Origin of the sequence: Litoribrevibacter albus (assembly GCF_030159995.1) — a bacterium.
Lineage (GTDB): Bacteria > Pseudomonadota > Gammaproteobacteria > Pseudomonadales > Litoribrevibacteraceae > Litoribrevibacter > Litoribrevibacter albus.
In genome coordinates this window covers 314,300-327,100 of the sequence record NZ_BSNM01000002.1, presented here as the reverse complement: position 1 = coordinate 327,100, position 12,801 = coordinate 314,300, and the positions used below count along the sequence as shown (strand labels likewise).

Here is a 12,801-nt window from a genome sequence, read left to right as displayed (position 1 = left end):
CCAAAAGCACGGCACTGTCGTTCTCAAATACGAAGTTTGGAGGGCCTATGACGCATATCATAGACCGACGTTTGAATGGTAAGAACAAGAGCACTGTTAATCGACAGCGTTTTCTTGATCGCTATAAAAAACACATTAAAGAGGCGGTCAATCAAACCATCAAACAACGCAGTATCAAAGACATGGAGAAAGGCACTGAAATCAGTTTGCCCAGTCGAGACGTGTCAGAACCGATTTTTCATCACGGGCCTGGCGGCGTAAACACACGCGTTCACCCTGGTAATAAAGAATTTCATCAAGGCGATGTTATTGCCCGACCACCCTCTGGTGGTGGCGGAGGCGGGCTAGGCGAAGGGCAAGCCAGCAACCAGGGCGAAGGCATGGACGACTTTGTCTTCCAAATCAGCCAGGAAGAATTCCTGGACTACATGTTTGAAGACCTGGAGCTTCCCAACCTTGTTCGAAAACAATTAAAGGATGCATCCAACTTTGAATACCGACGCGCTGGCTACACCAGTGTCGGAACCCCGGACAAACTCAATGTGGTTCGCTCATTACGAAATGCCCACGCTCGCCGCATTGCCCTGGGAGGAAAAAAGCGTAAACGGGTAAAAGAAATTCTTGAAGAACTGGAAGCGCTCGATCAGCAGTGCTTGGATAACGAAGTGAGTGACATAGAAGCTAATGTCATTCGCGCTGCCTTGTTCCAGGAGTTAGAAGAACTCAGACACAAGTTAGGAAAACTCCCCTTTATCGATGACTTTGATCTTCGCTATAACAACCTGATCAAAGTTCCATTACCTAGCACCCGTGCTGTCATGTTCTGTGTGATGGATGTGTCCGGCAGTATGACACAAGCCATTAAAGACATCGCCAAACGCTTTTTCATCCTGTTGTATCTTTTCCTGAAACGGAATTACAAACAGATTGATGTGGTATTCATTCGACATCACACCACCGCACAAGAAGTGGATGAAGAAACCTTTTTCTATTCCCGAGAGACAGGCGGCACCATCGTTTCCAGCGCGTTGGAGTTGACCTCCGAAGTGATTCAAAAACGCTACAACCCGGCCGACTGGAACATCTATGTCGCCCAGGCCTCAGACGGCGACAACTGGGACGACGATTCGATACGCTGTGCCAAGCTACTGTTAAAAGACATCATGCCGAAAGTGCAGTATTTCGCTTACGTTGAAATTGGCTCGCGCTTTCATCAGAACCTATGGGAGGAATACCGACAAGTCGCCGCCACCTATCCCGATCAATTTGCCATGCAGGACCTCACTGATGCATCGGACATTTATCCTGTGTTTAGAGAACTGTTTGAAAGGAGAGACGCATGACAAGAAAACCAACGCCCTTACCCTTGAACCGTAAGTTTAAGCGTCAGTATCTCTCGGAAGGTTCAGAGTGGAACTTTGATCTGATCAAACTCTACGACCAAAAAATCAGCGAACTGGCGCAGGAGTTTGGTTTGGATACCTACCCCAATCAGATCGAAATGATTTCTTCTGAGCAAATGATGGACGCCTATGCCTCCATTGGTATGCCATTGATGTACAACCATTGGTCGTTCGGAAAACACTTCCTTTCAACGCACAAAAATTACCAACGGGGTGCGATGGGGCTGGCTTATGAGATTGTCATTAACTCTTCGCCTTGTATCTCCTATTTAATGGAAGAAAACACCATGGCGATGCAAGCCTTGGTGATTGCCCATGCTTGCTATGGTCATAACTCCTTCTTCAAGGGCAATTACTTATTCCAGACCTGGACGGACGCCACAGCCATCATTGATTATCTGCTGTTCGCCAAACAATACATTCAAAAATGTGAAGAGCGCTACGGCACCGATCAAGTAGAACAATTGCTGGACTCCTGCCACGCGCTGATGAACTATGGTGTCAACCGCTACAAACGTCCGGTGCCTTTATCACCGCAAGAGGAAGAAGCCAAACAGGCCGAACGGGAAGAGTATCGCCAGCGTCAACTTAATCAGCTCTGGAACACCATTCCTAAAAGTAAACGACCCAAAGACGAAGGCAGCAAGCGTTTTCCAGAAGAACCGGAAGAAAATATCCTCTACTTCATTGAAAAAAACGCGCCCTTACTCGAAACCTGGCAACGAGAGATCATTCGTATTGTGCGAAAACTCTCTCAATACTTTTATCCACAAAAACAAACCCAGGTAATGAATGAAGGGTGGGCGACCTTCTGGCATTACACCTTGATTAACGAATTGTATAACCGAGGCTTCATTACCGAAGGCATGCTGATCGAGTGCATGCAGTCCCACACCAATGTGATCTATCAACCGGACTTCGACAGCCCGTATTATTCAGGCATCAACCCATATACCCTGGGCTTCAGTATGATGCGGGACATCCAACGCATCTGTCAGAATCCAACGGATGAAGATAAAGAGTGGTTCCCGGACATTGCCGGTTCAGACTGGGTTAAAACATTGGATTACGCCATGCGTAACTACAAAGATGAAAGTTTCATCCTCCAGTTTTTATCCCCCAAAGTAATGCGAGATCTTCACCTCTTCGGCATTCGGGACGACAAACAAAAAGATCACTTGGAGGTCACCGCAATTCATGATGAGTTGGGGTATCGGGAATTACGCTGTGAGTTGTCCGATCAATACAACCTCGGGAACATCGAACCTAACATCCAGGTCTACAATGTGAACGTCCGAGGGGATCGTTCCATCACACTCAAACATTACATGCACAACAGCCGTCCGTTGGACGACCACTCCAGTGAAGAAATGCTCAAACACATTTATTCACTCTGGGGGTTCCCGGTCCGGCTTGAATCTGTGGATAACCAAATACTGGTTCAAAGTTGGGAGTGCCCGGACAAAACCACCGAAGAGCTGATTGGCAAAGCCAGTTAAGTCGGGTGTCCAAGAGATGAGCAGTTTGAGAAGTCTATGAATCTCCCCGTTGAAGAGATCAACACCTCTTCAACGGGTAACATTATTGGTTAGTATTTAAACATCCCCGACGACTGAATTTCGGCCCATTTCCTTGGCCCGGTATAAGAGTTCATCCGCGTGATGCAGCATACTGTCCAAACTGTGTCCCAAATAGCTGGTTACACCAATGCTGATGGTGGCCTGCAAATAGTTATCCCCCAGATACACGCCTTCATCTTCAAAGCGTAACCGGAACTGATCCATCAAGGTACGTGCTTGCGTTTGAGATAATCCGGGCAGTAGCACACAGAACTCTTCCCCACCCAATCGGGCCGTCACAAACCGACTGAACGATTCACTGAGCAATTCCCCCATGTGAACCAACATCGCATCGCCCGCCTCATGCCCGTAACTGTCGTTAAAAGATTTGAAATGATCAATGTCCATTACCGCCACAGCGAGTGGTCGACCTTGTTGAGCACTCTTGTAGAGTTCTTCCCCGGCACTGTATAGATAACGACGATTGTACAGGTTGGTTAGATAATCCCGGTTCGCGGCTTCATTCAACGCCTGAATCTGCTCAATCGACTCCAGGTTATGAATCACACGACAGTGCAACTCTTCCGGAAAGAAAGGTTTCTGAAGAAAGTCATTCGCGCCGTTTTTGATGAACTTAGCTGATAGCGCGCCCTTCTCCATCGACGACAGGCCAATGATCGCAAGATCGGATTTATCACTCTGAGTACGAATCTGACGCACCAACTCAAAGCCGTCCATTTCCGGCATGTTGTAATCGGTAATGATCAGACGAATATCGGGATGCGCTCGATAGACATCCAGTGCTTGTACCCCATGCTCAGCTTCCAGAACCTGAAACAAATGCTGTTCGAGTAGGGTTCTCAGGTATTTCCGGGCGGTGGTTGAATCCTCAACCACCAGCACTTTAATGTGCTCATTCAGACTGAGTCGTTGAATCAACTTCACAGCGTATGCGTAAGAGAAACGACTCTCTTTCACCACATAATCCACAATGCCCATCATCAACAGTTTTTCACGACGTTCTTCACTGTAAGAGCCGGTAAGAACAATACAGGGAATCTTATTGCTTAAGATGTATTGAACAACCTCGCCATCAGGGGCATCCGGTAAATTCAGATCGGCCAACGCTGCGAAATACTGATGTTCAGCAACACAAGCCTGAGCCTCAGCCAGGGATTCGGCATAATCGACGTGATAATGTTTGGAATTTAATTCCTGATGGATAATGTGCCGAATGATTTTCAGAACGATTGGGCTGTCTTCGACGACTAAAATGCGTTTCTTCTGAGACGACATAGACTGACTCACTTCTCATTATTCTTCTTGATGGCCCTTGTAGTTTGTCCACCGAGCCTTCCGACACACCTCAATATATTGGCTGTTTAAACCGGCCTGTCGACTGCGTAACAAAGTGCAAGCTCGGTTTTATTAGTCACTATTAAAAGGCATACCAAATGTTTAGTATAAGTAAAAATTCTAATAATAAACAAAATTGAGGATGCCAAACCTTGCGCGCACCCAACTTCTTGCGAAGCATCGTCTTGTTTGGTTGTTTGTCCACGCTATTGGCCTGTTTTTCTTGTTTTGCTCAGACACCTGGCCTTCTGGACCTAAGCAATCACGATTTCAAAACCTCTGAGGTTTACACCCTGGACGCCCAATGGAAAATTGCCTGGGGGAATTTCTACAATCCACTTGAAGTACCCAGTGAAACGAGTGCATTCACCTTTCCAGGCGTCTGGAATAACCACCTCAGACCCGATGGTTCTTCCGGTCCTTATGGCGTTGCTACGCTCTATTTAGACGTAGAATTTCCCGAGTCGCTGGAAGGTGTTTATTTGAAGCTGTCCGACTTACCTTCTGCCGGCACCTTATGGGCCAACGGCGTTGCTATTGTCACTCAAGGTCAGATCGGGCATTCATTCGATAGTGAACAACCCGGATTTGGTCCAGACACTGTTTACATCCCGCTGGTTTCAGAGGCGACTTATACACCACTCAGCGACTCTCCCTCAAAACAAAGTTCAAACCACGTTCTACTCACATTGCACCTTTCGAACTTTCATTTTAAAGAAGGCGGCGCATGGCATTCGATTCAGGTGTCGGGCGAGTCAGGTCTGAACGCCTTGGCAACCTTTCCAGCGGTACTGGATTCCTCGCTCACCATTCTTTTACTGGTGTTAGGTGGCCTATTTCTTTCTTTATACATGGCCAGACGACAAGAAATGGCCGCACTCTTCTTTGGTTGTTTCTGCTTAGCCGTTGGGATACGAAATGGCGTGACGGGCGAACACATTCTTAATCACTGGTTACCCTTTATTTCATGGACTCTGAGTCAAAGGCTGGAACATATTCTTATGTTCATCAGTGCACCGTTATTTATTGCCTTTGCGCATCAGCTTTATCCTCAATACCGATCCAAACAGGCTGAACGAATCTTCACTGCAATTGCCCTGCTGTTCAGCGCTTTTACCCTATTCACGCCCTCTACCTGGTTCACCCAGAGCAGCCTGCCTTATCAGGTCATTATCCTTATCTGTTTACTCTATTTATTCCGAATTGCCGTACTGGCAGTGAGACACAAACGGAATTCTTCAGTCACCTTTCTGCTGAGTTTTATCGTACTCAGTGTTTTAGTCTTCCTTGATGTGCTGACGCATAACATGATTTTACAGCTTCCGTTAATGACAGAATGGGGCGTCACCTCCTTTGTGATTATGCAAGCTTGGTTACTCAATCAAAGGTACGCTTTCAGCCTGAACAATGAAGAAGCGCTCAGCCAACGATTACAGCAGAAAAATACAGAACTGAAGAAACTGGACGCCATGAAAGATGATTTCCTGGCACAAACCTCCCATGAACTTAGAACCCCGATTCACGGCATCTCTTCTCTTACTGAGCTGGTGCTGAATCAGGAAAAACAGCTGGACCAGGAATCAACCACCAACCTCAAACTGATTCACTCATCTTCCGTTCGGTTGTCGAATTTGGTGAATGACATTCTGGACCTCTCCAGCATCAAACATAATCAACTCAAGCTACACATCGTGGCAGTGAATCTGTCAGCGGTGTTAGATCAAGTCACTCAGAGTCTTCGCCCTCTGTTGAAGGGCCGCCCTGTCAGTCTCCAAACCCACTGCCCTCAATGGTGTCCGAAGGTCATGGCGGACGAAAGCCGGCTTCAGCAGATCCTGTTTAACCTGATCGGTAATGCCATTAAATTTACGCCCGAAGGGGATATCAGTGTAACGGTAGAAGTTCGGGACAAGGATCGTATCCTAATCAGTATTAAAGATACGGGACTGGGCTTTGATGTATCTGAGTCAAATGAACTGTTTGAAGCATTTCGTCAGGGCACACAACCTGGTATGAGTGCAAGCGGCCATGGGTTGGGGTTAACCATCACTCGCGACCTGTTACGAATGCATAACAGCGAACTAAAAGTTAAAAGTATTCCAGGTCATGGCAGTACCTTCTACTTTGAACTGGAAACAGCGACGCATCTGCCGCTGTCAGTTCAGGAAATCACTCGTAAGGATTTGATCAAACAAACGCCGACAGATTCAGCAACAGATTCGTCAGCACATTCACTAACCGATGTGCCAACAAATTCATCTCAAGTGTCAGAACGACGCCATACAGATCGATCAACTCACCCTAAAGCCCCAACAAACAACACTACCCGAAGTCAGGACTACCCCTTAATGGTATGGGCAGTGGATGACGAGCCCATTAATTTACAGATCATTGAACATCAAATAACCGGTTTTGGTTATCAGTTCCGAGGCTTCAGCCTCGGCCAACACCTCTTGGACGCTTTAGAGAAAGACGAACAACCAGATCTTCTTTTACTCGACATTATGATGCCTGGTATTAACGGCCTTGAGCTTTGCCGGTTGGTTCGTAGCAGCTATTCAAATCTGGAACTGCCCATCATCATGCTGACAGCCCGGCAACAAACCAAAGACATCGTAGATGCGTTTGAAGCAGGCGCGTCAGATTACTTGGCTAAACCCTACAATCAGGCCGAACTGAGAGTCCGGGTCGATGCTCAAATTAAAGCCTCACTCTGTCATGAACTTTCTCAGAATAACGAACAATTACTCACGCACCTGGAAACGACAGAAGCACTCCAGGAACAATTGCAACATCGCAACCAATTGCTGCTCAACGTGTTTGATGCCAGCAGTACTCCGCTGTTGGTGCTGAACGAAGATCTGTCGCTTGAATACCAGAACTTGGCCATGACGCAGCTCATTCGCTCAAACCCAGCCATCTTTAGTAATAATCAACCAACCCCGTTAATCGATAGAATTCGAAACAACCTTGATAAGCTGATACCCAATCATCGTTGGCTGAATACGTTTACAGAGATCAATCACCAACTGATGGTGCATCAGTTCCAGCACAATAAGAAAACTACCTATGCAGTGATCCTCGAAGAGTTATCACCGCCAAACCACACAACCTCTCTTAACTCTCCAGAAATAGAAAATACAAACATAGAGAAAGCAGGTGTAGAGGCCACCAAAACGGAATCGCTAGACACTAACGATAGAATAGAAGACCGTGTCCGATTGTTGGAAGAATTGGTGATCCAACTCGCCAATGTCTCACCACAATCACTGGGTTCGCTAAATAACCCAACACTGATCCGTTCGATGCAAATAAACTCGACGCATACCAATCAAGCTCCAAACCATTCAACCCGTGGAAGTTCGACTTCAAACGATTCAGCATCGAGCGATACAAGATCAAATACCCCCCTACACGACAACCCCTCCGCCAGTGAGACTCAATACCGCCAGCTGTTAGATTCGACCTTTATCTCAACAGAGAGCAACGCAATAAATCAGGCACAACAGGCTCGACACACCCTGGTGGATGCAACGAGGCTGGCCTTGCGTTTATGGCAAAAACACACGAATAAAACCAAAACAGATCTGGCAGAGGAAAGTGGTATTTGGCGAATCTATATCGACGGTGGAACGCTTAAAACACGAACGCTGGACAAGTATCTGAATGAGAAAACGCTGCCTCAGAAGCCGCGCTGGCGATCCGTCATCAAAACACTGGATTACCTTGTGCAGAACTGCACTTTGGACGCCAAAGAAAAAGAACAAATAGAAAGGCTGATCACTCTGATTGAGGAGTACCACCTTTCTAAATGAAGACTGTTTGATTAAAGCATGTCTAATAAAAAAGTGTCTAAATAAAGAATTTCATTAATTAATACAGGGGCTTGTACTTATTCAAGTCCCTGCCAGCCCGCTTGATTACAGGGATTCAGGCGAATCTCTTATCCATTCGATGGTTTATCACTATAAGATATGTCTCTTTAAGACCTTTTCATTCTCAAAAATATCCGTACTATATGGTTCCGAGTGAACACAACAGTAACCTGCAACCTTATGGATGTAGGGAGCAAGCCTGTGACACCTCTTATACCCCGTTGCTGGCGTGTTCACTCACCTTTCAGGCTCCGTCAGAGCTTTCTCACGATTTAGGGTACTTATTAAGCGACAACACGCTCTCTGAGCATATCTTCGAAGCGTTTACACTCAACGGGCGGGCTGTACAAATACCCTTGATAACGCTGACAGGAAGTTCCTTTAAAGAACTTATAATGCTCTTCGGTCTCGATCCCTTCTGCCACCACCTCCAGGCCAATATTTTTAGACATCGACAAAATGGCTTCAACGATGGCCTTATCGGTAGGATCAACGGTGATATCCCGAACAAAAGACTGATCAATTTTAAGTACGTCTAGTGGAATGCGTTTTAGGTAAGACAAGGAAGAATAGCCTGTCCCAAAGTCATCCATCGCAATACGAATGCCGTTGGATCGTAACAACTCCAATTTCTTAATGGTGTTTTCCGTATCCCGAATCACGATCCCTTCGGTAATTTCCAACTCTAACGCCGTAGGAGAAAGCCCCGCTTCTTTCAAAGCCTCCATCACGTCGTCCACAAACACCGGATTATAGAATTGGTTAGGACTCACATTCACTGAAAGCCAGGCTTCATCATGCCACAGCCCGAGATCCTGCCATTTTCTAATGTAATAACAGGCTTCTCTGATGATCCATTTACCGACTTCGTAAATTAACCCTGAGGACTCCAATACAGGGATAAACTCGAACGGCGGGACAATCCCCCGGTCAGGGTGACGCCAACGTATTAACACTTCGGCGCCTTGAATAACACCATCCTGAACACCCACCTGAGGCTGGAAAACCAGGAAAAACTGGTTCTGAGCTACGGCAACCCTCAACTCATTTTCCAATGAGTAGGCGGACTCAGCCCGACTGGCCATATCAATTTCAAAGAACACATGCTTATTCCGGCCTTGCTTTTTGGCCTCATACATCGCCGTGTCCGCAAAGCGCATCACTTCATTGACGTTATTACAGTCGTTCGGATACATGGCGATGCCAATACTGGCCGAAGTCACCCAATCCCGATTCTTTACAAAGAACGGCGTGGCAATCTTTTCCGTTAACATTTTGGCAACCGATTGAGCGCTTAATTTTGCCTCTTCCAGGTTTTCAGATAACTCGGGTAAGATCACCAGGAATTCATCACCTCCCAAACGAGCCACTGTGTCCACAGCCCGTAGAGCACCTTTCAGTTGTTCCGCCACATGCTGGAGAACCTGATCGCCCACCGCATGACCAAAGGAATCATTCACGCCTTTGAAGTTATCCAAATCGATAAACAACAGAGCACCCGTTGAGTGATGGCGTTCCGCCCGACGCATTTCGAGATCCAAACGATCTGTCAGCAAGTTGCGATTAGGTAAGCCGGTTAGCGCATCATAAAAAGCCAGTTCAATGACTTTTTCTTCCGCCTGTTTACGTGCGGTGATATCTACCATGATGGATAAAACAGACGCTTGCCCAAAGTAGGTAAAGGGAACTAATGAGGTTTGGAAATAATGTAAGTTGCTGTCATGATCCGTTAAACAAAAATCGGCAATAAAACAGCTCTCTCCGGTACGAAGGACACTTCTGTCAGCCGCTTCCAGCTCAACACTCTGATCTTCATTGATCCCCCGATGAAGCTCATATTGATTCAACTCTTCCATTTTGGCTTCATCTAATCCATAAAACTCAGCCAACGAGCTGTTTACAAACAAAAACCGGCCTTCAGTGTCTCGGGCACAGATCGGATGGGGTACGTTATCGATGATTTCTCGGGTTTGTAAAAGGCTGTCAGACAGACGAAGTTCGGCGCTGTCTCTCTGCTTAATGTTTTTCTCTACACTGGCAAAGAACTCATTGGTCATGTCAGCAATCACGCCAAGCTCATCACCACGTTCAACAAGATCTTGGGAAAGACGGGCACCGGAAGGATTGATGGGGTTCACCTTACGCAAGACTTGAGCAACCCGATGCATAGGTTCCGCTAGCGCGGCATAGAACACATAGAACAATATCAAAGCCAGTAGCATGTTTCGTACTAAGCCACTGGTAACAACATACACAAGACGATGATAAAAAGGTGACAAAGCCACATCCCAGTCGATTACTAAAACCAACTTGCCAAAACCGGCTTCGGGCTCCTGACTGACTTTTAAAGGCTGAACATAGTTTTCGTCTGCATCGACCAACCACTCAGTCAATCTGGAGGGTTTAATTTCAGAAGCTGTTCCGGGTTCGGAACGGGCTAACTGAACGCCCAAATCATCGATGATCTCAGCACTGTGAATAAATTCGTAATGCATGAAACCATTCACAACTTCCTTTGCTAAACTTTCATCCAGAGTACGTACAGCGCGGGCAGCTGACCCCGATGACACCGCTATCATTTGGTCTACTGCATGAGACAAACTTTCTTCATGTTCCTGATAATCCAGATAGACCTGTATGGAACTAAGAATCAGTCCGACAAAGAAAGCAATGATCACTGTTTGCTTTGCTAACTTTGTGGATATCTTTTTTTGGAAGGCTACACGCATAATACTCACAAACTCTGTGGCTCAAAAATCCCTTTCTGTGCTATTTCAGGTAACACGTATGCACCCTAGTGAGTATAGAAGGACGATGGCCAGTCTTGTTACCAGATATGCAGCAACCTATGTAGGAGATTGACTACACGTTTGGCGTAAAGACCGGCACCACCATCCATTTGTCCCTAAGGTTTTACATGCGGCATGAAATTACACGGCCGATGACGGTTATCCAACTGTTCTTTCAATATTTTAGTCCAAGCTGTTCGGCATGCGTTGGTGGACCCAGGCATACAGAAGATCGCCGTGCCATTTGCAAAACCTGCTAACGCACGAGACTGCACCGTGGATGTACCAATTTCTTCGTAGGACACATGACGGAACAACTCACCAAAGCCCTCAATTTCCCGATCAAATAATGGTCTCATCGCTTCTGGCGTGGTATCCCGACCGGTAAACCCGGTGCCCCCGGTAATTAATACCACCTGAACCTCGTCAGAGGCAATCCACTGCGAAACCACCGCACGCATAATATACACATCATCGACAATCAGATTACGATCAACCAGTTGATGTCCTTCTTCGGTCAGTGAGTCCACCAAATATTGGCCGGACGTGTCTTCTTCCAACGTTCGGGTATCTGAAACCGTAAGTACAGCAATGCGAGCCGCTTTAAATTCTTTAGGTGTTTTATGTGCCATAACCGTTATCCAAGCCCTTTTAATCACAAAAAACCGCCCATATAGGACGGTTTTTCTTTACCTTTCACTCCTTGGGAGTGTACCTCTAACACTTACCAGCCTTCAACGCCCTTCATATCAGGGAGGTGGTGTGCGATGCCTTTATGGCAATCAATACAGGTTTTCTCACCGCTGGCCAACGCCGTAGAGTGTTGTTCCATTGCTCGTTTACTTTGACGAGTGAAATCCATGTATTCGAAGTTATGACAGTTACGACATTCCAACGAATCATTCGCTTTCAGACGCCGCCACTCGTTTTCAGCTAAACGACGACGGTGCTCAAGGAACTTCTCACGCGTATCGATAGTACCGAAAATCTTGCCCCACACTTCCTTGGACGCTTGCATCTTACGAGCAATCTTATCAGTCCAGTTGTGTGGCACGTGACAGTCGGAACACTTCGCACGTACACCAGAACGGTTTGAGAAGTGGATGGTTGTTTTCAACTCTTCATAGACGTTGTTACGCATTTCGTGACAACCAGTACAGAAAGCCTCGGTATTGGTTGCTTCCAGGGCGGTGTTAAACGCACCCCAGAAGATGATACCGGCAATGAAGCCACCCAGTGTTAAGAACCCCAAGCTGTAATGCACACTCGGCTTTCTAAGAATCCTGAGGTATTTCTTAATTGTGCCCATATAACACTCTCCTCAGTTACTTCTTCTCGCCAATGATGTGATACACATCCTGGAAGTCATTCTCAACCAATGGTTTTGAATCAAGCTGAACAACATGGCATTGGTTACAGAAGTAACGACGAGGTGACACCTCAGCCAGGAAGTTACCATCACGATTCATAAAGTGGGTCACACTTACCATCGGTGCCTGAGACTCCTCTGCACGATCACGGGCATGACACGACATACACTTGTTGGCGTTTTTGTTCACCGGATAGTTGTCGATTTTATGAGGAATGGTCGGTGGCTGCATCGGATAAGCACGCTGGCGCTTGACATCCTCGTTCATCACCTTACCCATCAACGGGGCTTCCGCCTCTTTATTCAGATCAACCTCACCGCGCAGCGTGGAGATGTAAGTTTCTCCTGCCACGGCAAATGCAGTCATCATTGAAATCACCAAAGCAACAGAAGCTACCAAGGCGTGGACTGATTTCTTAATAAGAGTCAATTTAGTCATGATCCTTCTCC

The 12,801-nt window shown here is 46.6% G+C and carries 8 protein-coding genes; 3 read left to right on the top strand and 5 right to left on the bottom strand.

Annotated elements, in window-relative coordinates; all coding sequences use genetic code 11:
* Positions 1-47: 47 nt before the first annotated feature.
* Both QQL66_RS01555 and QQL66_RS01550 read left to right on the top strand, forming a co-directional pair.
* Positions 48-1,343, top strand: a complete 1,296-nt coding sequence (locus QQL66_RS01555; RefSeq protein WP_284377957.1) for a YeaH/YhbH family protein — start codon at positions 48-50, stop codon at positions 1,341-1,343.
* Positions 1,340-2,902, top strand: coding sequence for a SpoVR family protein (locus tag QQL66_RS01550; protein ID WP_284377954.1), 1,563 nt, complete (start codon positions 1,340-1,342; stop codon positions 2,900-2,902). The genes QQL66_RS01555 and QQL66_RS01550 overlap by 4 nt, the downstream gene beginning before the upstream one ends.
* 96 nt (positions 2,903-2,998) lie before the next feature.
* Here the strand turns inward: QQL66_RS01550 and QQL66_RS01545 are convergent, their stop codons facing one another.
* Positions 2,999-4,258, bottom strand: coding sequence for a response regulator (locus QQL66_RS01545; protein WP_284377952.1), 1,260 nt, complete (start codon positions 4,256-4,258; stop codon positions 2,999-3,001).
* A gap of 212 nt (positions 4,259-4,470) precedes the next feature.
* Here QQL66_RS01545 and QQL66_RS01540 point away from each other — a divergent pair, with 212 nt between their 5' ends.
* Positions 4,471-8,133: a response regulator gene (locus tag QQL66_RS01540; RefSeq protein WP_284377950.1), complete on the top strand. Its 3,663-nt coding sequence runs from the start codon at positions 4,471-4,473 to the stop codon at positions 8,131-8,133.
* A gap of 344 nt (positions 8,134-8,477) precedes the next feature.
* Here the strand turns inward: QQL66_RS01540 and QQL66_RS01535 are convergent, their stop codons facing one another.
* The 4 genes from QQL66_RS01535 to QQL66_RS01520 all read right to left on the bottom strand — a co-directional run bounded on the left by QQL66_RS01535 (position 8,478) and on the right by QQL66_RS01520 (position 12,790).
* The gene (locus tag QQL66_RS01535; RefSeq protein WP_284377949.1) at positions 8,478-10,922 is read right to left on the bottom strand and encodes an EAL domain-containing protein; all 2,445 of its coding nucleotides are present in this window, start codon (positions 10,920-10,922) and stop codon (positions 8,478-8,480) included.
* A gap of 176 nt (positions 10,923-11,098) precedes the next feature.
* Entirely contained in the window at positions 11,099-11,614 is a 516-nt protein-coding gene (moaB, locus tag QQL66_RS01530; RefSeq protein ID WP_284377947.1) for a molybdenum cofactor biosynthesis protein B, read from the bottom strand.
* 92 nt (positions 11,615-11,706) lie between these two features.
* Complete coding sequence (locus QQL66_RS01525; RefSeq protein ID WP_284377945.1) at positions 11,707-12,291, bottom strand: cytochrome c3 family protein; 585 nt, start codon at positions 12,289-12,291, stop codon at positions 11,707-11,709.
* A 16-nt stretch (positions 12,292-12,307) separates the two neighbouring features.
* Positions 12,308-12,790, bottom strand: a complete 483-nt coding sequence (locus tag QQL66_RS01520) for a nitrate reductase cytochrome c-type subunit (RefSeq protein WP_284377943.1) — start codon at positions 12,788-12,790, stop codon at positions 12,308-12,310.
* Positions 12,791-12,801 lie beyond the last annotated feature (11 nt).